We start from the raw sequence: 20,507 nt of genomic DNA, 5'->3' as shown, positions 1-20,507 counted from the left end.
GTGCCGATGGTTTTCCGGTTCCCGGCGATTGATTTTTTGCAATTGCCTGCCTGGCGGCTTGCGCGTCATGCCATGGCCGCCTTGGGCGCATCGTCCTTCGCCGCCATGCCGTAGGTCTTGAGGTACATCTCGCGCAAGTGTTCGCCCGCCGTGCAGGCCGAGAACCGGGGCGACTCGCCTTCGGCCACCGTTCCCGGCACCGGCTCGATGCGCGCGAAATAGTCGGGCTCGTAGAAGAAGGGGATCGAATAGCGCGGCGCGCCGCCCGAATGCAGGTTGCGCACGCGATGCGGGTTCGAGTGGTACAGGCCGTTCGTCCAGCGGGGAATCATGTCGCCCAGGTTCACCACGAAGCAGCCTTCCATCGGCGTGGCCGGCACCCAGCGGCCGTCGGGCATCTGCACCTCCAGCCCTCCGTGCGAATCCTGGGCCAGGATCGTGATCGCGCCCCAGTCGGTGTGCGCGCCTGCGCCGAAGGTGCGCTCGTCCGCCCCTTCAGGATGCGCGGGGTAGCGGATCATGCGAAGCGTCACCATGGGGCTTTCTGCGGTGTCGTCGAAAAAGCCCTCGGGCAGGTCGAGCGACAAGGCGAGCAGCTGCATCAATCGACGAGACAGGCCCAGCATCGACTGGATGTAGGCCTCGCACTGCGCCGGCGCCTCGGGCACCTCTTCGGGCCACTGGTTGTGGCCGTAGGTCTGGTAGCCGGCCAGCACGTAGGGATGGTCGGCCGGATACGCCATGCCGCAATAAAAGCTTTCCTTCAGGTCCGGGCGTGCGGTCGCATCGAGGGTTTGCGCACCCAGGTTCTCGTAGCCTCGCATCGTTGGCGAATGGCGCATGTCCATGGCGGCGCGACGCTGTGGCGGCACGTCGAGAAGCTTTGCTGCAAGCTTGAACTGTGCGTCCACCCTGTTGGCGTCGATACCGTGATTGCGCACATAGAAGAACCCTGAAATCGTGGCGGCATGGCGCATCAGCCGTGCAGCCTCGGCGCTGCCGGGGGCGCCCGGCATCAAGGCATCGCCCAGGTCGATGAGCGGAATCGCCGCGATGTTGTCCGCGGCCATCTCAAGCCTTCAACTGGCGCGCCTTGGCGGCCGGCAGGAAGCCGTCGGTCCAGATGTCCGCCGGCTTGGGTGCGCTGGGCAGGGCGAACGCCGCCACCGTCTCGTCGATCGTGGCCTGCAGGCGTTCGGTCGTCGCAGCGCCCCAGCCATGGGATCGCGTGCCGGGCGTGACCATGCTGCCGTCCACGATCAACTGCAGGCGTTCGAGTTCGATCGGCTCGTTGGCCAGCGGCTCGCGCGTCTTGATGGCTGCGGCGCCGGCTTTCACGTCGGCAATGGCGTCGATCCAGCCGCGCGTGGTGGCCGCGACAAACGCCTTCATCGCCTCGGCCTGCTCCATGCTCTTGGCGTTGGCCACCAGGCCGTTGCCGTACGACTTCATGCCGTAGTCGGAGAAGCGGAACATGCGGATCTGGTCGAGAGACATGCCGCGCGCCTTCAGGTTGAGCAGGCCGGTGAAGTAGAAGTAGGCCGCGCCGTCGAAGTCGCCGCGCACGAAGCGCGTGTCGCCGATGTCTGGTGCGACGTTCTCCCACTTCACGCCCGAGGCGTCGAAGTTCTGGGCGCGCGCGAATGCCGGGAAGAGCTTGCGCGAGGCATTGAACGGCTGGCCCAGCAGCGTCTTGCCGGCAAAGTCTGCCGGCTTCTGGATCGGGCCATCCTTGCGCACGAGGATCGCGTTGGGGTTGAGGTCGTACTGGATCGCCACCGCCTTCAGCGCCGCGCCGGCATTCTTCACATTGAATTCGATCATCGTCGACAGGTCGGCCGAGGCGCAGTCGTAGGCGCCGCCCGCCACCAGGCTGATGGCGGCAGCCGAGCCGTTGCCGGTGTCGATGGTCACGTCCAGCCCCGCGTCCTTGTAGTAGCCGCGCTGCTGCGCGACCAGGAAGCCCGCTGCGGTGGCTTCGACCTTCCAGCCGAGGTTGAACTTGAAGGGCTTGAGGTTGCCCTGGGCGCGCACCAGCGGCGTGGCGGCAAGAAGGGCTGCGGCGCCGGTGGCGCGAAGAAGGGAACGACGTTGCATGGCGAACTCCGGAATCAGACGAAGGCAATCTCCCCGGCCAGCTCGATGGCATGGACCGCGGATCGCGCAGCACGACGCTGCGCGTTCAGAGCAATTTCCGGGCGGCCAGGGCGCATCGGGGCAAGATGCGAAGGCGGCTGAACGCTTCTACTCGTGCATCGAAGGTTGCAGCATCCGTGCCACGCGCAGGGCCCGTCCGCACCGCGGCAGCCACGCGCTCGATGCACGTCTGGAGTGCATCGGATGGTCATTTGCGCCTGCAGTTGGTGCATGGCCCGCACCACCTTCGCAATGCGTGGTGGCATCGCATCGGGGCATCAAAAATTGCTGGCGTCCGAGGGCGAATCAATGTGAAAATGCACGCAAGAGTAGAAGCGTTCACCGCTTGTGACCTTGCCGCACGTGCAAGGCCCATCACGAGCCGGCCGGGAATTGCTCTTGGACGCCGCCAGCGAGCGGACGGTCACCAAGAGCTTCGTTGCAGATGCAGCCCCGCCCATCCCGGCCTGGCATTTGCTCCCGTGCTCCGACCGGCCGCTCGCAGGCACCCACTTGTCTGTCATTGATTCAGGAGCAACCGTCATGAGCAACGCCACCTACGACATGGCCGAACTGCAAAAGGAATCGCGCATGGGCGCGATCGGTTCGGAAACCACCACCCGCGAGATTCGCCGCATCGACATTTCCGATTTCGAGAACCGCAAGGCCGAGATCGCAGACCAACTCTGGGACGCTGCCGTCGACGTCGGCTTCTTCCAGATCGCGAACCACGGCATCGACCTGTCGGAGATCCGCGCAGCCTTCGAGATGGCCGAGCGTTTCTTCGCACTGCCCGACGAAGTGAAGGGCCAATACCCGCTCAAGGCCAATGCCGGCTGGGAAAGCCGGGCGCAGGTGCGTCCTTCGACCGGCACGGCCGACCAGAAGGAGAGCTACCAGATCACGCGCACCCGCATGGAAGGCCTGTATCCCACCGAGGAAGAACTGCCCGGCTTCAAGAAGGCCATGCACGATTTCGAGCTCAAGAGCTGGGAGGTGGGGATGAAGGTGCTGTCGTGCTTTGCGCTCAAGCTGGGCTTTGACGAAGACTTCTTCCGCCGTGCCCACGACATGGACAGCAGCACCTATCAGAGCACGCTGCGCCTGCTGCACTACTACGCCATCCCGCCCGAGATGCAGGACAAGCTCTCGCTGTGGCGCGCCGGCGCGCACACCGATTTCGACTGCCTCACGCTGCTCTATCAGCGCCAGGGTCAGGGCGGCCTGCAAGTGCTGCCGGGCAAGGAAGCCGAGAACCAGGCATGGACGCCGATCCCGCCCGAGGAAGACCTCATCACCTGCAACATCGGCGACATGCTCATGCGCTGGAGCGACGACAAGCTGCCCAGCAACTTCCACCGCGTGAAGAACCCGCTGCCCGGCGAATACATGGGGCCGCGCTACAGCCTGGCTTTCTTCTGCCAGGCCAACACCGATGCACTGATCGAGTCGCCCACCGGCAAGTACGCCCCGATCACGGCGGGTGACTACCTCAAGCAGCGCATCGCGGCGAACTTCAAGAAGGGGTATTGAGCGAGTCCCCCTCGGGGGATGCCTTGCCGGTTAGGGGCGCCGCACTTCCAGCGGCTGCTTGCCCCAATACACGCCGGCGAGTTGATCGAGCCGCACGGTGCCGCCGGTGGAGGGCGCATGCACGAAGCGGCCGTCGCCCACGTAGATGCCGGCGTGGGTGGGGCGGCCGCGGCCGAAGATGACCAGGTCGCCGGTGCGGATGTCGTCGCGGCTCACGGGCTCGCCAAAGCTGGACAACTGCGCCACGGTACGCGGCGGTGCGAGGCCGGCGCGGCTGCGGTAGACGTAGCCGATCAGGCCGCTGCAGTCGAAGCCGCTGTCAGGCGTGTTGCCGCCGTAGCGGTAAGGTGTGCCCACCAGGCCCAGGGCGTGGATGGCGATGTCCTCGGATTGCTCCGAGCTCAGCGGCACGTAGTTCCAGGAAGACGGGGCGGACGTGCGCGTGGGGGCGCTGCCGCAGGCCGCCAACAGTGCGCTGGCGGCGATCATGAAAGCGGCGGCGGGCCATCGAAGGGCGGGCAAGGCGGTCTCTGCTGGCTTCGGTTGCTATGAATCCTATAGCGGCAACGCCCCGCAATGCCAGCTGGCGAGGCGCTTGTGGGGTCTTGCCGGCCCGAATCTGTTGCGTGAAGGGAACGCGTGGCCCGGTCTGGGTCCTCGGCTCAGCTTGGATCGGCCATGTGCAATGCCTTCTGCCGCGATGCGAGCGCCGCACCGATGAACAGCGCCAGTGCCGAGACGATGAGGCCGCGCTCCAGTCCGCCGGGGCCGTCGGAGACCCAGCCGACGGCGATCGGGCCGATGATCTGGCCGAAGGCGAAAGCCACGGTGAACGCGCTGATGCCGGCCGACCAGGACTGCTGCGGCAGGTTGTGCCGCACCAACGCCGTCGTCGAGGCCACCACCGACAGGAACACCGCACCGAACACGATGCCCGACGCGAAGACCACCGGCACCGCGCTCGTCAGCGCCGGCAGGATGCAGACCGCACCCAGCAGCGCATTGAGGATGGCCAGCGATTCGCCGCCCTTGAAGCGGTCCAGCATGCGCGCCCAGATGCGAGATGAAGCCACCACCGCCAGGCCCAGCAACGTGTAGAAGGTGGTGATCAACACCGCGCTCATGCCTTGCTGCTTGAGCAGCGCGACCACGAAAGTCATGTAGCCGATGTAGCCCACGCCGAACATGAAGTAACCGGCCAGCCCGAACGCGAATCGGCCGATCGGAAAATGGCTCTCGGCCCCCCGCGCCGCCGGCGCTTCGCCAATCGCCTTCGAAGGCGTGGCCATCAACACCGTGGCCAACAGGCAGGCGGAACCCAGCGCGAACCACGGCCATTGCCAGGCATGCGCCGCGCCGTGCGCCTCGGCCGCATGCAACGCCGGCGGAACGAACAGGGCTGACAGCGCAATGCCGATGCCCGTGCCGCCGTAGTACAGGCCGATCAGAAATCCCGCGCGCGAGCTGTGCATGGAGCCCAGGCGCGCCGAGAGCACGCCGCCTGCGATGAACGTGAACGCGCTTGCCATGCCCGCGCACACGCGCTGCACCAGCAGGGCGGCGGTGTCGGTCACCGTGCCCGACATCAGCATGAAGACACCGGCGAGCACTGCCCCCGCGATCAGCAGTCGCCAGACGCCCAGGCGTCGCATCAGCGCCGGCGTGGCCAGCGCCCCCAGAAAGTAGCCCAATGCGTTGGCGGTGTTCATGGTGCCGGCCAACAGATAGGACCAGCCCAGATCCTCCCGCATGGGCGGCAGCAGCAGGCCGTAGGAAAACCGCGAGAAACCCAACGCGCAGGCGGCGGCCAGCGAGAGGGCCAGCGCCACCAGCACCGGGTGGTTTTCCACCAAGCGTTGACGCGGACTCATTCGCTGAAGGCGATCGGCAGCTTAGACAGCGCCACTGCCAGCCGCGCGCCCACCTGCGCGTTGTGGCGGGCCAGCGCGATGTTGGCCGCAAGGCTGCGGCCGCCCGACAGCGCGACGATGCGTGAAAGCAGGAAGGGCGTGATCGCCTTGCCGCGGATGCCTTGGGCCTGCGCTTCGTCCAGGGCCTGACGCGTGAGCGCATCGGCTTCGGCCGCGGGCAGTGCGTCGGCTTCGGGCACGGGGGTGCTCAGCAGCACGCCGCCGCCCAGCCCCAGTTCCCACTGTGTGCGAATGAAGCGTGCCTGCGCGGCCGGCTCGTCCAGCCGCAGGTCGGCCCGATGGCCGCTGTCGCGCTGCCAGAACGCGGCGAAGTTGTCCTGCTCGCAACTGAGCACTGGCACGCCGTGCGTTTCGAGGTATTCGAGCGTCAGCCCGATGTCCAGGATCGACTTGGCACCGGCACACACCACGGCCACCGGCGTGCGCGCCAGTTCCTGCAGGTCGGCCGAGATGTCGAAGCTGGCGGCCGCGCCCCGGTGCACGCCGCCGATGCCGCCGGTGACGAAGACCTCGATGCTCGCCAGGTGGGCGCAGATCATCGTGGCGGCCACGGTGGTGGCGCCGAGGCTGCCGTCCGCGAGCACGCCGGGCAGATCGCGCCGGCTGACCTTGCGCGCGTTGCCGTCGCGTGCCAGTCGCTCCAGCGCCTCGTCGTCCAGGCCGATGCGGATGCGTCCGTCCATCAACGCGATGGTGGCGGGCTCGGCGCCCTGGGCGCGGATCTCGGCTTCCAGCGCATGTGCCGTCTGCAGGTTCTGCGGGTAGGGCATGCCGTGCGCGATCAAGGTCGATTCAAGTGCGACCAGCGGACGGCCTTCGGCGCGCGCGGCCGCCGCGGCCGGACTGAAGCGCAGCCAGCGGTGCGCGTGCGTGGAGGAGATCGGCACAGCATTCATGTTCATCGCCATTGAAGAAGCAGGGACCACGGCTGGCGGCTCATGTGCCGGTCGACACAGCCTGTGCTGCCTGCGCCGCACCCCTGCGGGAGATAGCTTGGGTCGAGGTGCCCGGTGCCCGGCGCAAAGACGATGCGTCTTCGCGTCACCGATTGCAGCACGTTGCCGCCGATGGTGTCGAAGCCCTGGCCGTCGACGTCCACGACAACGTCGCAATGCATCGGCAGACCGCCACGGCCTGTGACGTGGGCCTGCAATGCACGTCCCAGGTCGTCGAAGCGGTCGAGCTCGGCAGCGCCGGCGCGCGTCTGGCACATCAGGTCGCCGACGCGTGGCGACGTGGTGGCGAGTTCGCAGGCGCGCAGGGCGTAGCGCGTGCCGTGTCCGTTCGACTCTTCGGCACCCGCCTTCCAGGCTGCCGCCGCGTAGTCGACGTGGGCGGCCGAGAAAGTGAACTCGTCTTGCGCCAAGCCCGCCTCGCGCGCCGCCCACGAGATGAAAGCGGCGGACCAGGGCGTGTCGATCACCGCCACGCGGGTGAGCGCCACCTGCGCGGCTCGCAACTCGCTGCTGCTGAGGCCCTGGTCCGGCCCGACGCCGAGTCCCTGAAGCCGATCCGAGCTTGCCTGATCGAGCGCCTGCGCGACGAGCCAGCGCTGCGCCGGGCGCAGTCCGCCGAAGCGCAATTGAGAGGGCAAACGATCACCTTCGGGCTCGACCGCGCGCCAGTAGGCCACGACGCGCTGCCACGGCGCGGCGTCGAGCCAGGACGCGCGCGTGTCCTCGGCTTCGGCTCGCCCCGAAGTGATGAGCCGGCCTTCGGCGTCGAGGGCCTGGCCGCCGAAGGCCTGGTGTTCCAGCATGGCCAGTTGCGCCATCCGAAGGGCGCGGGGGCGAGCCGGCGCGCTGGCGCCCGCCATGCAGGCGGCTGCTGCTGCATCGGCAGGCATGGGCGCCGGCGCCGGGCTCGCTTGGGCGGGCATCAGGGTCAACAGCGGCAGGCAGAGGCAGGCGGCGATCGCGCCGGGAAAAAGCGTCATTGGTCCGAGCATAGAACGAGCCGGCGCCCCGGGGCAGGCGCACCACCGGTCCGGCCGCGCTTGCGAAGGCCGCCGCCGAGGAATAGATTGGGCGCCCCCACAGGCCGCGCCACCTGGGCGGTCACTGGATCGAACAACCGAAGGAGACATCCATGGCTGCGTTGACGGTGAATGGCAAGTCGCACAATTTCGAGGGCGATGCCAACATGCCCCTGCTTTGGTTCCTGCGCGATGAACTGCGCATGACCGGCACCAAGTTCGGATGCGGCATGGCGCTGTGCGGCGCATGCACAGTGCATCTGGATGGCGCCGCGGTGCGATCGTGCAGCGTGCCGATGAGCGCCGCGCTGGGCCACCAGGTGACCACCATCGAAGGGCTGGATGCCAAGGGCCAGCATCCCTTGCAGGTGGCCTGGCGCGAAGCCGGCGTGCCGCAATGCGGCTATTGCCAGGGCGGCCAGATCATGCAGGCGGCCGCGCTGCTCAAGGACAAGAAGAACCCGAGCGACGCGGAGATCGATGCCGCCATGTCCGGCAACATCTGCCGCTGCGGCACCTACACGCGCATCAAGGCGGCCATCAAGCAAGCCGCGGGCACACAGGCATGACAGGGAGAACGACATGAACACATCAGTCAACTCCGTTGCTTCCACGTCCGGCCTGACCCGCCGCGCCCTCCTTGGTGCGGGCGCTGCCGGCGCCTTCGTCTTCGGCCTGGGTTGGCACCCTGGCGCCGGCGCGCAGGGCGAGGCCAAGAAATACGGCGGCGCAGGCATGCCCAACGGCGTGGTGGAAGACCCGACCGTCTTCGTCGCCATTGCCGCGGACGGCATCGTCGCCATCACCTGCCACCGCGCCGAGATGGGCCAGGGCGTTCGCACCGGCGTGCCGATGATCCTGGCCGACGAACTGGAGGCCGATTGGGCCAAGGTCCGCGTCACGCAGGCGCCCGGCGACGAGGCGCGCTATGGCAACCAGGACACCGACGGCTCACGCACCACGCGCCACTTCTTCATGCCCATGCGCCGCTGCGGCGCGGCGGCACGGCAGATGCTGGAATCGGCCGCCGCTGCGCGCTGGGGCGTACCGGTAGCGGAGGTGAGCGCGCGCAATCACCAACTGGTGCACGGGCCGAGCGGGCGCACGCTGGGCTTCGGCGAGGTGGCCGCAGACGCCGCCAAGCTGCCGGTGCCCGCCACGGCCGATCTGCGGCTGAAGAAGCCGGCCGACTTTCGCTACATCGGCACGGGCAAGGTGCCGATCGTCGATGGTTTCGACATCACCACAGGGCGCGCTCAGTTCGGCATCGATGTGCTGCAGCCCGACATGCTCTTCGCGGTGGTGGCGCGCAGCCCGAGCTACGGCGGCAGCCTCAAGCGCTTCGACGCGGCCGAGGCGATGAAGGTGCCGGGCGTGGTCAAGGTGGTGGAGATCAAGGGGTCTCCTGTGCCCGCGGCCTACCTGCCGTTGCCCGGCGTGGCCGTGATCGCGACGAACACCTGGGCGGCGATGCAGGGCCGCAAGGCGCTCAAGCTCGAATGGGAGGGCGGCCCCAACGGCAACTACGACTCGACCGCGTACCGGGCCGAACTCGAAGCCGCGGCGGCCAAGCCTGGCAAGGTGGTCCGCACCGCCGGTGACGTGGACGCGGCCATGAAGTCGGCCGACAAGGTGGTGAAGGCGAGCTACTACATCCCGCATCTGGCGCAGGCGCCGATGGAGCCGCCCAGCGCCACCGCACGCGTGGCCAACGGCCGCTGCGAGCTATGGGGGCCGTTCCAGAGCCCGCAGGCCGTGCGCGGTGACGTGGCCAAGCGACTGGGCATGGATGCCAAGGACGTGACCGTCAACGTCACTCTGCTGGGCGGCGGCTTCGGCCGCAAGAGCAAGGGCGATTTCGCGACCGAGGCCGCCCTGCTGGCGGGGCAGACCGAAGGCAAGCCGGTCAAGGTGATCTGGACGCGCGAGGACGACCTGCATCACGGCTTCTATCACACGGTGTCGGTGGAACACCTCGAGGCCGGCCTGGACAAGTCGGGCAAGCCGGTGGCGTGGCTGCATCGCAGCGTCGGGCCGACGCTGATGGCGTTGTTCATGCCCGATCCGAAGCTCGAATCGCCGATCGAGCTGGGCATGGGCCTGGCCAACGTCCCGTTCGCCGTGAGCAACCTGCGCCTGGAGAACCCGGAAGCGGCGGCCCACACGCGCGTGGGCTGGTATCGGGCCGTCTCGAACATCCCGCATGCCTTTGCCATCCAGTCGTTCGTGGACGAACTGGCGGTGGCCGCGGGCCGCGATCCGAAGGACTTCCTGCTGGAGCTGCTGGGGCCGCCGCGCAAGATCGATCCGCGCGACGTCAACGACACCTGGAACCATGGCGAGGATCCGGCGCTCTACCCGATCGACACCGGTCGCCTGCGCCGCGTGGCCGAACTGGCGGCCAAGGAAGCCGGCTGGGGACGGAAGATGGACAAGGGACACGGCCTGGGCATTGCCGCGCACTACAGCTTCACCACCTACGTGGCGTCCGTCGTCGAAGTGGCGGTGGGCGACAAGGGCGAGCTGGTCATCCCGCGCGTGGACATCGCCATCGATTGCGGCGGCATCGTCAATCCGGAGCGTGTGCGGGCGCAGATGGAAGGCGCTTGCGTGATGGGCATCGGCAATGCGCTGGCGGGCGAGATCAGCTTCAAGGACGGCCGGCCCATGCAGGACAACTTCCATCAGTACGAGGTGCTGCGCATGAGTGCGGCGCCGCGCGAGATCCGCGTCCACATGGTGCCTGGTGACTACGACGCACCCTTGGGTGGGGTGGGTGAGCCGGGCGTGCCGCCGATCGCTCCGGCGCTGTGCAATGCGATCCACGCGGCGACCGGCAAGCGCATCCGCAACCTGCCGATCCGCGATCAGATGAAGGCCTGAGCGGGCCCGGCTTCAGCCCTGGGTGCCTCGGTGCGCCCAGCCGGTGGTGTGGCGCTCGATGGCGCTGAAGACTTCGTACATCAGCATGGCCATCGCGCCCACCACCACCAGGCCGGCGAAGGCCAGGCCCATCTGCATGGCCGAGCCGGCGGAGATCAGCAGGTAGCCGATGCCTTCGTTCGCGGCGGTCATCTCCGACACCGTCGTCCCCACGAAGGCCAGCGTGATCGCCACCTTGAGCGAACCGTAGAAGTAGGGCATGGAGCGCGGCAGGCCGATCTTGATCAGCACGTCCCATCGCTTGGCGCCCAGCACGCGCAGCACGTCTTCGAGTTCGGGCTCCAGCGTGGCCAGGCCGGTGGCGATGTTCACCATGATTGGAAAGAAGCTGATCAGGAACGCGGTGAGGATGGCCGGGCCGACGCCGATGCCGAACCACACGACCAGGATCGGCACGAAGGCGGCCTTGGGCAGCGCGTTGAAGGCCGTCATCAGCGGATACACGGCCGCATACGCAATGCGCGAACTGCCGATCACGAAGCCCAGCAGCACGCCCACCACGATGGCCAGGCCGAAGCCGGCCATCGTCACCCAGAAGGTGCGCCAGGCATGACCGGCGATGATGGTCTTGAACTCCCAGAACTGCGTCCAGATGCGCCAGGGACTCGGGAAGATGAACTCCGAGACTTCGAAGGCCGAGCAGATGATCTGCCACAGCGCGATCACCGCGACCAGCAGCAGCCAGGGCGACCAGCGTTCGATGCGTTTGTTGTAGGTCATGAGCAGGAGAAAAGGTGTGAACGCGAGGCGGCGAAGTTATTGGGCGATGGCTGGCGAAACCTGCCCGCCGGCGGCGCCCGAGCGGATGGCGCCGATGTGGCCGCGCAGCTCCAGCACGATGTCGGTGAATTCCTTGGTGTAGGTCACGTCCAGCTCGCGCGGGCGCGGCAGCTCGATCTCGCGGCGCACGACGAAGCGGCCCGGGCTCTTGCTCATCACGTAGACCGTGTCGGCCAGGAACACCGATTCGCGCAGGTCGTGGGTGACCAGGATGACGTTGAAGCGCTGCTCGGTCCACAGGTCGCGCAGGATGCACCACAGCTCCTCGCGCGTGAAGGCGTCGAGCGCGCCGAACGGCTCGTCGAGCAACAGCATCTTGGGTTCGTGGATGAGCGCGCGGCAGATGCTGGCGCGCTGCTGCATGCCGCCGGAAAGCTGCCACGGAAACTTGTCCTCGTAGCCGCCAAGGCCGACCTTGGCCAGCAGGCGTCGCGCGCGGTCCTCGTACTCCTTGCGCTTGGCCTTGAAGCTGGAGCGATAGGGCTCCACGATCTCCAGCGGCAGCAGGACGTTGTCCAGCGTCGTGCGCCAGGGCAGCAGCGATGACGACTGGAAGGCCATGCCCGAGATCTTCAGCGGGCCGGTGACCGGTTTGCCGTCGACACGGATGCGGCCCATCGAGGGCATGCGCAGGCCGGTCGTCAGCTTCATGAAGGTGGACTTGCCGCAGCCCGAAGGCCCGACGATGGCAATGAATTCGCCGCGGTTCACCTTCAGGTCGATGGCTTCGACCGCGAAGTGGTTCTCGCGCAGCAGTTGTTCGTTGTAGGCGAGCCAGACATCGTCGAAATGCACGAAGGGCTCTTCGCCGGGTGCGGGGTTGTCATTGGCTGGCATGGTGCAAAGCGAAGTAGTGGGCGGCGTTTGTCAAAAGCGCCGGCCGCGGCCATCCGCGTACCGGCGCATGCGAGAGAGTCATCGATTCAGAACATGGCGTGCGGCGCCTGGTGCGCCGACCACGTCACTTCTTGGGCAGGATGTCCAGCGCAGCCTTCGACGGCAGCATGGCCGAGGTCCAGACGTCGTTGGCACTCACGCGGGTCTTGGTGTTGAAGGCATCCGACACTTGCGATGCCATCAGCGACAGGCGGGCAGGCTCGACCACGCCGAAGCCTTCGGAGCGCGCATCGGGGCTGTTGATCACGGTGTCGATGGCCAGCTTCAGGCGACGCGTCTCGAGGTTGGTGTCGATGATGCCGTCGCGCGCCTTGACCGACTTGATGGCCTCGGCCGGGTTGGCCAGGACTTCCTTGGTGCCCTTGAGGAACGCGCCGAGGAAAGCCTTGACCGCCTCTGGCTTTTCCTTGAGCAGCTTGGGCGAGGCGATGATGGCGTTGCCATACAGCTTCACGCCGTAGTCGGGGTATTGCAGCACCACGATGTCCGATGCCTTGGCGCCGCGGGCTTCCAGGTTGAGCAGCGACGTGAAGGTGAAGCCGGTGATGGCGTCGATATCGCCGCGCACGAGCATGGTTTCGCGCAGCGTCGGATCCATCGCGGTCCAGTTGACCGCGCCGATGCCGTTGGCCTTGGCGAAGATCGGGAAAGCGCGGCGACCGGCGTCGAACACCGGGGCGCCCAGCTTCTTTCCGGTGAGGTCGGTGGGCTTGGTGATGCCGCTCTTCTTGAGCGCCATGGCCGAAGCGGGTGTGTTGTTGTAGACCATCATCACCGCGACCGGCTTGTTGGGGCTGTCGGGGTTGTTGGCGTGGAATTCCATCAGCGCCGCCATGTCGGCGAAGCCCATGTCGTAAGCGCCCGAGGCGACCCGCGTGACCGTTCCGCCGGAGCCGTTGCCGGCGTCCACGCTCACGTCCAGGCCAGCGTCCTTGAAGTAGCCCTTGGCGGCGGGATGCAGGAACAGGGCGGCGGGGCCTTCGAAGCGCCAGTCCAGCTGAAACTTGATCGGCGTCTGTGCATGAGCGGCGCTGACACCGAGGCCCAGGGCAGAAGCGGCGAGGAAGGACTGAAGCAGCTGGCGCTTGTTGATCATTTGTGTTGAAGCTTGTTAATGACGGTGACCAATTCAAGCAATAAGAATGCCTGCACGGTATTGGTGCCAGCCCGTAAGGGGGAACCATTGGAGTGCCGAGTCGAAGATGTCGCGGTCAGGATTGGTGCATCGTGATCGGGGCATGCACCAAGTTGGAGATTGCTGCGCGAGAGGGATTCGCAGCAGCGCTAGCCGGTCATCGCGCCTCATCCGGCAAGCGCCAATTCACCGATGCTGCGTCAGCGATGTGAGAGGCCAGTTCGTGAGTTTTTAGATTTGGCCGAAATAGGTGTTCCCGGCAGCGTGACCGCGCGCTCGACGATCACCCTTTCGTACCAGTAGACCGCGGTCGCGGCACCGCGCGACCGCGCCAAGCCATCAGCGATGGCTCGCCGGCACCTGTGCGTTCGCCACCGCCAGCGCCGTCATGTTGATCACCCGGCGCACGGTGGATGAGGGGGTCAGCACGTGGGCCGACCGTGCCGCACCCAGCAGTACCGGGCCAACCGTCACGCCGTGCCCGCCCGTCATCTTCAAGACGTTGTAGAGGATGTGCGCTGCGTCGAGGTTGGGGCACATGAGCAGGTTGGCGTCACCGGTGAGCGAGGTTTCGGGCAATGCATTGCGCCGCACGCTCGCCGACAGCGCCGAGTCGCCGTGCATCTCACCGTCGCATTCCACGTCGGGCTCCATCTGCGCGAACAGGTCGCGCGCCAGGCGCATCTTCTTGGCCGAGGCCCGCGTCGAGGTGCCGAAGTTGGAGTGCGACAGGAACGCCACCTTCGGTGGCAGGCCGAAGCGGCGGATTTCCTCGGCGGCCATGCCGGCGATGCCCGCCAGCATCTCGGCGCTCGGGTCTTCATGGACGTTGGTGTCGGCCACGAAGAGGGTGTGGCTGTCCAGCGTGAGCGCATTGAGCGTGGCGAAGCCCGGCGCGCCGCGCTTGAGGCCGATGATGTTGCGGATGTGTTCCAGGTGCGCGTCGAAGCGGCCCACCAACCCGCACAGCATGGCGTCGGCATCGCCCAGGTGCACCATCAGCGCAGCGATGGTGGTGTTGGACCGCCGCACCATCACCTTGGCCGCTTCAGGCGTGACGCCGTTGCGCGCCATCAGCTTGTGGAAGGCCTCCCAGTAGATGCGGAAGCGCGGATCGTCCTCAGGGTTGGTGACCTCGACGTCGACGCCGGGCTTGATGTGCAGGCCGGCCTTCTTGATGCGCGCCTCGATCACCGCCGGTCGGCCCACCAGGATCGGCGTTGCAATACCTTCGTCCACTGCCCACTGGGCGGCGCGCAGTGCGCGTTCGTCCTCGCCGTCCGCATAGGCCAGGCGCTTGGACGTGGCCAGCTTGGCGGCGGCGAACACCGGACGCATGAACATGCCCGTGTGATAGACGAAGCGGGTCAACTGGTCGCGGTAGGCGGCCAGGTCTTCGATGGGGCGGGTGGCCACGCCCGAGGCTTGCGCCGCCTTCGCCACCGCCGGCGCGATGCGCAGGATCAGGCGCGAATCGAAGGGCGTGGGGATGATGTAGTCTGGCCCGAAGGACAGTTCCTTGCCGGCGTAGGCATTGGCCACTTCTTCGCTGATATCGGCCTTGGCCAGTTCGGCGATCTCGCGCACGCAGGCGAGCTTCATTTCCTCGGTGATCTTCGTGGCGCCGCAATCGAGCGCACCGCGGAAGATGTAGGGAAAGCACAGCACGTTGTTGACCTGGTTCGGATAGTCCGAGCGGCCGGTCGCGATGATGCAGTCCGGGCGCGCGGCCTTGGCCAGTTCGGGGCGGATCTCGGGCTCGGGGTTGGCCAGGGCCAGGATGATCGGCTTGTCGGCCATCGACTTGACCATGTCCGCGCTCAACACGCCGGCTGCGGAGCAGCCCAGGAACACATCGGCGCCCTTGACCACGTCGGCCAGGGTGCGCGCGTCGGTGCTCTTTTGCGCAAAGCGCGCCTTTGACTCGTCGAAGCCGCCGGCGCGGCCTTCGTAGATCAGGCCCTTCGAATCGCAGGCGTAGATGTTGGCGACCTTCGCGCCCAGGCCCACCATGACATCGAGGCAGGCAATGGCGGCGGCGCCGGCACCGGAAACGGCGATCTTCACCGACTCGATCTTCTTGCCCTGCAGTTCCAGCCCGTTGATGAGCGCCGCTGCCGAGATGATGGCCGTGCCGTGCTGGTCGTCGTGGAACACCGGAATGTTCATGCGGTCGCGCAGCTTGCGTTCGATGTAGAAGCACTCTGGCGCCTTGATGTCCTCGAGGTTCACGCCGCCCAGCGTGGGTTCGAGCGCGGCGATGATCTCGACGAGCTTGTCCGGGTCGCGCTCCGCCAGTTCGATGTCGAACACGTCGATGCCGGCGAATTTCTTGAACAGGCAACCCTTTCCCTCCATCACCGGCTTGGCCGCCATCGGTCCGATGTCGCCCAGGCCAAGGACGGCGGTGCCGTTGGTGACCACGCCCACAAGGTTGCCGCGCGAGGTGAACTCATAGGCCTTGGCCGGGTCGGCCTCGATGTCCAGGCACGGATAGGCGACGCCGGGCGAGTAGGCCAGGGACAGGTCGCGCTGGTTCAGCAGCGCCTTGGTGGGCGTGATGGAGATCTTGCCGCGCGTGGGGCTGCGGTGATAGTCGCGGGCGGCTTCGCGCAGGGCTTGCTCGGCCGGTGACAGTTCATTTTGGGCCATGGTCTCTCCTTGGGTCCTTGTTGTGGTTGAAATTGAAATCGGGATTCGAAAACGCGAAAAGAGAGGCTACCGCAAGCGGTGCCTCTCTTTCGAGTGGGGTTACACGCGAATGAAACGAAATGCCTGTCCGCGTGGGCGGTCCGTGGGACCGCCTCGGAAGCGCTCGCTCAGGTGGCGTCGGGCATCACCGGGTGCTGCGCCATCGCTTCGAGCGCGCGGACCAGCGCGCTGTGGTCGGCCTGGCCGTGGCCCAGCGCGGCGCACGCGTTCATCAGTTGGGCGGCGCTGGCGGTCTGGGGCAGGGCCACGCCTAGGGCGCGCGCGCCGGTCATCGCGAGATTCAAGTCCTTCTGGTGCAGCGAGATGCGGAAACCAGGTTCGAAGGTGCGCTTGATCATGCGCTCGCCATGCACTTCGAGAATGCGGCTGGAGGCAAAGCCGCCCATCAGCGCCTGGCGCACCTTGGCCGGATCGGCACCGGCCTTGGAGGCGAACACCAGCGCCTCGCCCACGGCCGCGATGTTCAGCGCCACGATGATCTGGTTGGCTACCTTGGTGGTTTGGCCGTCGCCGTTGCCGCCCACCAGGGTGATGTTCTTGCCCATCTTCTCGAGCAGCGGACGCACCCGGCCGAAGACGCCTTCGTCACCGCCGCACATGATGGTGAGGCTGGCCGCCTTGGCACCCACCTCGCCGCCGGAGACGGGTGCGTCGATGTAGTCGCAGCCCAATTCACGAATCCTGGCCGCGAAGCCCTTGGTGGCGATCGGATCGATGGAGCTCATGTCCACCACCACCTTGCCCTTGGACAGGCCTGCGGCCACGCCGCCATCGCCGAACAGCACCAGTTGCACGTCGGGCGTGTCGGGCAGCATCAGGAAGACGATGTCGGCCTGTTGGGCCACTTCGGCCCCGCTCTTGCACGTGGTCACCCGGCTGGCCAGCGTGTCCGGGACGGCGCCATGCGTGTTGACGAAGAGCTGGTGTCCGGCGTCCACCAGGTGGCCGGCCATCGGCGCACCCATGATGCCCAGACCGATGAAGCCGATCTTCTGGTTGCTTTGAGTCATTGCGTTCCTTGTGTCTCTATGGAATTGAAGTCGTGACGGATGCGCGGCCGGAGCCCCTCAGGCCGACGCTGTCTGGAGCCAGCCCAGCCCTTCGGCAGTGGTTGTGCGCGGCTTGTATTCGCAGCCGATCCAGCCGGTGTAGCCGATGGCGTCGATGTGCTTGAACAGCCACGCATAGTTGATCTCGCCCGTACCCGGCTCGCCGCGTCCCGGGTTGTCGGCCAGCTGGATGTGGCCGATGCGCGCCAGGTGCTTGGAAAGCGTGTTGCCCAGTTCGCCTTCCATGCGCTGCGCGTGGTAGATGTCGTATTGGACGAAGAGGTTGCTCGAATCGACTTCGTCCAGAATGGCCAGCGCCTGATCGGTGCGATTGACGAAGAAGCCGGGGATGTCGAACACATTGATCGGCTCGATGAGCAGGCGGATGTTGGCGCCGCGCAGCGCCTCGGCGGCAAAGCGCAGGTTGTCGACCAGCGTCTTGCGCGCCTGTGCCTCGCTCACGCCCGCGGGCAGCTTGCCGGCCAGGCAGTTGACCTGCGCACAGCCCAGGGCCGTGGCGTATTCGATGGCGCGAGGCACACCTTGTCGGAACTCGTCGACGCGATCCGGATGGCACGCGATGCCGCGCTCGCCGGCGTCCCAGTCTCCGGCTGGCAGGTTGTGCAGCACCTGCACCAGGCCATTGGCCTTCAGCGCCGCGGCCAGTTCTTCTTTGGGGAAGGGATAGGGAAAGAGGTATTCCACCGCCTTGAAGCCGGCCTTGGCGGCTGCCTCGAAGCGCTGCATGAAAGGCAGCTCGGTGAAGAGCATGGTGAGATTGGCTGCGAACTTTGGCATGTTGACTCCTTCGCCGGCCAATGTATGCAGGGTCGCCTTGCAACAGAAGACGACGCTCGGCCATAAAAGCTATTCCGCATTGGAATAAATGCTCTAGCATCCGGGCATGGATCGACTGCTTGCGATGGAAATGTTCGTGCGCGTGGTGGAGACCGGCAGCTTCTCCAAGGCCGCGCGCGAATTCAACACCACACAACCCACGGTGACCAAGCAGGTCGCGGCCACCGAGTCGCGGCTGAAGGTGCGCCTGCTCAACCGCAACACGCGTGGCGTCAGCCTGACCGAGGCGGGCGCGCTCTACTACGACAAGTGCAAGGCCATCGTGCGCGATGCTCAGGATGCGGACAGCATCGTGCGACTGCGTCAATCGCAGGCACAGGGGCTGCTGCGCATCGGCACCTCGGTGGCTTTCGGCCGTCGTGTGGTGGTGCCGCTGGCGCTCGAATACATGGCGCGCCATCCTCAAGTTCAGGTGGACCTGAGCTTCGACGATCGCTATGTCGATCTGGTGGCGCAAGGCATCGACGTGGCCGTGCGGATGGGCAAGCTGGCCGACTCGTCGCTTGGCGCGCGCTTCCTGGGCATGAACCCCTGGGTCATGGTGGCCGCGCCGGACTACCTGAAGAAGCACGGCACACCGCGCCGTGCGCAAGACCTGAGCAGCCACGTGGCGCTGATCTACAGCAGCGTGGTGGGCGACGACGTCTGGCTCATGCAGACACCCAAGGGCGAGCGCGTGACCGTTCCCGTGTCGGGACGCCTGCGTTCGAACAATCTCTCCGCCGTGCTCGCTGCCACGCGCGCCGGCCTGGGGATCGCGCTGATGCCGCGCTACGTGGCCAGCGAATCGATCAGTGCCGGCGCCGTGGTCGAGGTCTTGCCCGACCATGGCCTGGCCGAACAGGAGATTCACGCGGTCTTCCCCTCGCCGAAACTGGTGCCCGGCAAAGTGTCAAGCTTTGTTGCGTTCCTGCAAGGGCAATTCGACGGACCTTGGTGGACGCGCTAGGCTGTGGCTCCGGAGCCAGAGACAAAGAAGGAGGTAGCCATGAGAAGAAGTCCGAATTCCGCCGTCGATGTGCCTGCGCAGGAGGGGCCTTGCAGCTTTGTGGTCGCGCACTTGGCGGGGATGGCCGCGCTTGTCGGCATGACCATGCTGGCTGGGTGCGCCGCACCGCCGCCCTCTGAACGCCCCCTGGGTCCTCAACTTCCGCCGCCCCCCGAGATGGTCAAGGTCGAGCGGCGCTGCGATGCGACGCAGGCGCGCTTTGCGTTGGGCCAGGCGATCGACAACCAGATGCTCGAGCAGGCGCGCGACCGCACGGGCGCCGATCAGGCCGTCACCGTCCGAAGCGGCCAGGCCATGCCGACGCCGCCCGACCCGCTGCGTCTCATCCTCGAGGTGGATCCGCAGGGGAAGATGGTGGGAGCTCGCTGCGGGTAACGACGACTGGCGCAGGCGCAACATTGGCATCTTCGAGCGCCGGCGCCACGGTGTCGTTGTCCCAGGAGGCGAACACCTGCCAGGCTGCCATGAACATCGCGGCGATGACCGGCCCGATCACGAATCCGTTGATGCCGAAGAGGGCGATGCCGCCCACCGTGGACATGAGCACGATGTAGTCGGGCATCTGCGTGTCCTTGCCCACCAGCAATGGACGCAGCACGTTGTCGACCAGGCCGATGACGAACACGCCGATCAGGATCAGCGTCACGCCCTGCCAGATGGCGCCCGTCGCCAGGAAATAGATGGCCACGGGCAACCAGACCAGGCCGGCGCCCACCGCCGGCAGCAGCGACAGAACTGCCATCAGAACGGCCAGCAGCAGCGCACCTTGTACGCCAAGGCCCCACAGAGCAAGCCCACCGATCGCACCCTGCACGATGGCCACCACGATGTTGCCCTTGATGGTGGCGCGAATGACCGTTGCGAACTTGTGGCCGAGAAAGCGCGTGTGCGGCTTGGCCAAGGGCAGGGCGTCGCGCAGTGTCACCGAAAGCTGCGCGCCGTCGCGCAGCAGGAAGAACAGCATGTAGAGCATCAGGCCGACGCTCACCAGGAACTCGAATGCGTTCTGCCCGAGGTTGACGGCCTGCGTGGCGATGCGCTGGCTGGCAGCCGCCGCACCCGCGGCCACCTTGGAAGTGAGCGCCTCGAAATTCCCCAGGCCGAAGCGGTTGAGCAGATCCAGTGCCCATCGCGGGATGATGGCCGTGATCTGCTGGAAGTAGTTGCTGATGCTGATCTCGCCGGTTCGCAACTGCTGCGAGAACTTCGTCAGCTCACCCGCCAGCGAGATGGCGATGCCTACAAGGGGAAGGACCACGATCACCAGCGCCGCCGTCAACGTGATCAGTGCGGCGAGGTTGCTGCGGCCCTTGAGCATGCGGGTCAAACGCCGATAGACCGGCGTGAACAGGATGGCCAGTGCCACTGCCCACATTACTGCGCCGAAGAAGGGCAACAGGATCCAGCCGAAGGCGATGGTGACTGCGGCAAGCAGCAGTAGAAAGCAGTTGCGCTGGAGCCGGGCGTTTCTCATGGGGGGCGACTGTAGCCCACTGGACTTCGCGCGCGTGTGGGAGAGCGCCGGCACATCGGCCCAAGGCGCACTAAC

General features: G+C 66.5%; 18 protein-coding genes. 5 read left to right on the top strand and 13 right to left on the bottom strand.

Translation table 11 applies throughout. The features are described from left to right. Nucleotides 1-65: 65 nt before the first annotated feature. Together QTH91_RS16310 and QTH91_RS16305 are read right to left on the bottom strand one after the other, a co-directional pair. Entirely contained in the window at nt 66-1,070 is a 1,005-nt protein-coding gene (locus tag QTH91_RS16310) for an isopenicillin N synthase family dioxygenase (protein WP_286661147.1), read from the bottom strand. A 1-nt stretch (nt 1,071) separates the two neighbouring features. Continuing rightward, on the bottom strand, nt 1,072-2,097 hold the full coding sequence (locus QTH91_RS16305) for an ABC transporter substrate-binding protein (protein WP_286661146.1): 1,026 nt from the start codon (nt 2,095-2,097) through the stop codon (nt 1,072-1,074). A gap of 582 nt (nt 2,098-2,679) precedes the next feature. On the opposite strand from QTH91_RS16305, the gene QTH91_RS16300 reads away from it, so the two are divergent. Beyond that, nucleotides 2,680-3,669: an isopenicillin N synthase family dioxygenase gene (locus tag QTH91_RS16300; protein ID WP_286661145.1), complete on the top strand. Its 990-nt coding sequence runs from the start codon at nt 2,680-2,682 to the stop codon at nt 3,667-3,669. Nucleotides 3,670-3,699: 30 nt separating this feature from the next. Here QTH91_RS16300 and QTH91_RS16295 read toward each other — a convergent pair whose 3' ends face one another. From QTH91_RS16295 to QTH91_RS16280, 4 genes are all read right to left on the bottom strand, one after another. Continuing rightward, on the bottom strand, nt 3,700-4,158 hold the full coding sequence (locus QTH91_RS16295) for a C40 family peptidase (RefSeq protein WP_286661601.1): 459 nt from the start codon (nt 4,156-4,158) through the stop codon (nt 3,700-3,702). 173 nt (nt 4,159-4,331) lie between these two features. Then, nucleotides 4,332-5,540, bottom strand: a complete 1,209-nt coding sequence (locus QTH91_RS16290; protein WP_286661144.1) for a YbfB/YjiJ family MFS transporter — start codon at nt 5,538-5,540, stop codon at nt 4,332-4,334. Continuing rightward, a complete protein-coding gene (locus QTH91_RS16285) occupies nt 5,537-6,496 on the bottom strand; it encodes a pseudouridine-5'-phosphate glycosidase (RefSeq protein WP_286661143.1) in 960 nt (319 codons plus the stop codon). The genes QTH91_RS16290 and QTH91_RS16285 overlap by 4 nt, the downstream gene beginning before the upstream one ends. A 2-nt stretch (nt 6,497-6,498) precedes the next feature. Then, nucleotides 6,499-7,536 carry a DUF2272 domain-containing protein gene (locus tag QTH91_RS16280; protein ID WP_286661142.1) on the bottom strand — a complete coding sequence of 346 codons (1,038 nt, stop codon included), beginning with the start codon at nt 7,534-7,536 and terminating at the stop codon, nt 6,499-6,501. A gap of 152 nt (nt 7,537-7,688) precedes the next feature. On the opposite strand from QTH91_RS16280, the gene QTH91_RS16275 reads away from it, so the two are divergent. Continuing rightward, nucleotides 7,689-8,144, top strand: coding sequence for a (2Fe-2S)-binding protein (locus QTH91_RS16275; RefSeq protein ID WP_286661141.1), 456 nt, complete (start codon nt 7,689-7,691; stop codon nt 8,142-8,144). A 13-nt stretch (nt 8,145-8,157) separates the two neighbouring features. After that, entirely contained in the window at nt 8,158-10,458 is a 2,301-nt protein-coding gene (locus tag QTH91_RS16270) for a xanthine dehydrogenase family protein molybdopterin-binding subunit (protein ID WP_390367292.1), read from the top strand. 12 nt (nt 10,459-10,470) lie between these two features. Here the strand turns inward: QTH91_RS16270 and QTH91_RS16265 are convergent, their stop codons facing one another. From QTH91_RS16265 to hyi, 6 genes are all read right to left on the bottom strand, one after another. Then, complete coding sequence (locus QTH91_RS16265) at nt 10,471-11,238, bottom strand: ABC transporter permease (RefSeq protein WP_286661140.1); 768 nt, start codon at nt 11,236-11,238, stop codon at nt 10,471-10,473. Nucleotides 11,239-11,274: 36 nt separating this feature from the next. Then, a complete protein-coding gene (locus QTH91_RS16260) occupies nt 11,275-12,135 on the bottom strand; it encodes an ABC transporter ATP-binding protein (protein WP_286661139.1) in 861 nt (286 codons plus the stop codon). Between the two features lie 124 nt (nt 12,136-12,259). Beyond that, complete coding sequence (locus tag QTH91_RS16255) at nt 12,260-13,288, bottom strand: ABC transporter substrate-binding protein (RefSeq protein WP_286661599.1); 1,029 nt, start codon at nt 13,286-13,288, stop codon at nt 12,260-12,262. Between the two features lie 381 nt (nt 13,289-13,669). Next, nucleotides 13,670-15,982, bottom strand: coding sequence for an NADP-dependent malic enzyme (locus QTH91_RS16250; RefSeq protein WP_286661138.1), 2,313 nt, complete (start codon nt 15,980-15,982; stop codon nt 13,670-13,672). Nucleotides 15,983-16,149: 167 nt separating this feature from the next. Continuing rightward, nucleotides 16,150-17,052, bottom strand: coding sequence for a 2-hydroxy-3-oxopropionate reductase (locus QTH91_RS16245; protein WP_286661137.1), 903 nt, complete (start codon nt 17,050-17,052; stop codon nt 16,150-16,152). 57 nt (nt 17,053-17,109) lie between these two features. Beyond that, nucleotides 17,110-17,889: a hydroxypyruvate isomerase gene (hyi, locus tag QTH91_RS16240; RefSeq protein ID WP_286661136.1), complete on the bottom strand. Its 780-nt coding sequence runs from the start codon at nt 17,887-17,889 to the stop codon at nt 17,110-17,112. Between the two features lie 106 nt (nt 17,890-17,995). On the opposite strand from hyi, the gene QTH91_RS16235 reads away from it, so the two are divergent. Together QTH91_RS16235 and QTH91_RS16230 are read left to right on the top strand one after the other, a co-directional pair. Then, nucleotides 17,996-18,898, top strand: coding sequence for a LysR family transcriptional regulator (locus QTH91_RS16235; RefSeq protein WP_286661135.1), 903 nt, complete (start codon nt 17,996-17,998; stop codon nt 18,896-18,898). 39 nt (nt 18,899-18,937) lie between these two features. Further along, the gene (locus QTH91_RS16230) at nt 18,938-19,333 is read left to right on the top strand and encodes an I78 family peptidase inhibitor (protein ID WP_286661134.1); all 396 of its coding nucleotides are present in this window, start codon (nt 18,938-18,940) and stop codon (nt 19,331-19,333) included. Here QTH91_RS16230 and QTH91_RS16225 read toward each other — a convergent pair. Then, nucleotides 19,281-20,432 carry an AI-2E family transporter gene (locus QTH91_RS16225; protein ID WP_286661133.1) on the bottom strand — a complete coding sequence of 384 codons (1,152 nt, stop codon included), beginning with the start codon at nt 20,430-20,432 and terminating at the stop codon, nt 19,281-19,283. The genes QTH91_RS16230 and QTH91_RS16225 overlap by 53 nt on opposite strands. Between the last annotated feature and the right edge of the window lie 75 nt (nt 20,433-20,507).

Origin of the sequence: Variovorax dokdonensis (assembly GCF_030316895.1) — a bacterium.
Classification (GTDB): Bacteria; Pseudomonadota; Gammaproteobacteria; order Burkholderiales; family Burkholderiaceae_C; genus Variovorax; species Variovorax dokdonensis.
The sequence above is the reverse complement of the archived record's forward strand: the minus strand, read 5'-3'. Positions and strand labels throughout refer to the sequence as shown.

Coding starts and splice junctions, on each gene's coding strand:
- QTH91_RS16310 (WP_286661147.1), bottom strand. CDS start 1,070: ATGGCCGCGGACAACATCGCGGCGATTCCGCTCATCGACCTGGGCGAT.
- QTH91_RS16305 (WP_286661146.1), bottom strand. CDS start 2,097: ATGCAACGTCGTTCCCTTCTTCGCGCCACCGGCGCCGCAGCCCTTCTT.
- QTH91_RS16300 (WP_286661145.1), top strand. CDS start 2,680: ATGAGCAACGCCACCTACGACATGGCCGAACTGCAAAAGGAATCGCGC.
- QTH91_RS16295 (WP_286661601.1), bottom strand. CDS start 4,158: ATGATCGCCGCCAGCGCACTGTTGGCGGCCTGCGGCAGCGCCCCCACG.
- QTH91_RS16290 (WP_286661144.1), bottom strand. CDS start 5,540: ATGAGTCCGCGTCAACGCTTGGTGGAAAACCACCCGGTGCTGGTGGCG.
- QTH91_RS16285 (WP_286661143.1), bottom strand. CDS start 6,496: ATGAATGCTGTGCCGATCTCCTCCACGCACGCGCACCGCTGGCTGCGC.
- QTH91_RS16280 (WP_286661142.1), bottom strand. CDS start 7,536: ATGACGCTTTTTCCCGGCGCGATCGCCGCCTGCCTCTGCCTGCCGCTG.
- QTH91_RS16275 (WP_286661141.1), top strand. CDS start 7,689: ATGGCTGCGTTGACGGTGAATGGCAAGTCGCACAATTTCGAGGGCGAT.
- QTH91_RS16270 (WP_390367292.1), top strand. CDS start 8,158: ATGAACACATCAGTCAACTCCGTTGCTTCCACGTCCGGCCTGACCCGC.
- QTH91_RS16265 (WP_286661140.1), bottom strand. CDS start 11,238: ATGACCTACAACAAACGCATCGAACGCTGGTCGCCCTGGCTGCTGCTG.
- QTH91_RS16260 (WP_286661139.1), bottom strand. CDS start 12,135: ATGCCAGCCAATGACAACCCCGCACCCGGCGAAGAGCCCTTCGTGCAT.
- QTH91_RS16250 (WP_286661138.1), bottom strand. CDS start 15,982: ATGGCCCAAAATGAACTGTCACCGGCCGAGCAAGCCCTGCGCGAAGCC.
- QTH91_RS16245 (WP_286661137.1), bottom strand. CDS start 17,052: ATGACTCAAAGCAACCAGAAGATCGGCTTCATCGGTCTGGGCATCATG.
- hyi (WP_286661136.1), bottom strand. CDS start 17,889: ATGCCAAAGTTCGCAGCCAATCTCACCATGCTCTTCACCGAGCTGCCT.
- QTH91_RS16235 (WP_286661135.1), top strand. CDS start 17,996: ATGGATCGACTGCTTGCGATGGAAATGTTCGTGCGCGTGGTGGAGACC.
- QTH91_RS16230 (WP_286661134.1), top strand. CDS start 18,938: ATGAGAAGAAGTCCGAATTCCGCCGTCGATGTGCCTGCGCAGGAGGGG.
- QTH91_RS16225 (WP_286661133.1), bottom strand. CDS start 20,432: ATGAGAAACGCCCGGCTCCAGCGCAACTGCTTTCTACTGCTGCTTGCC.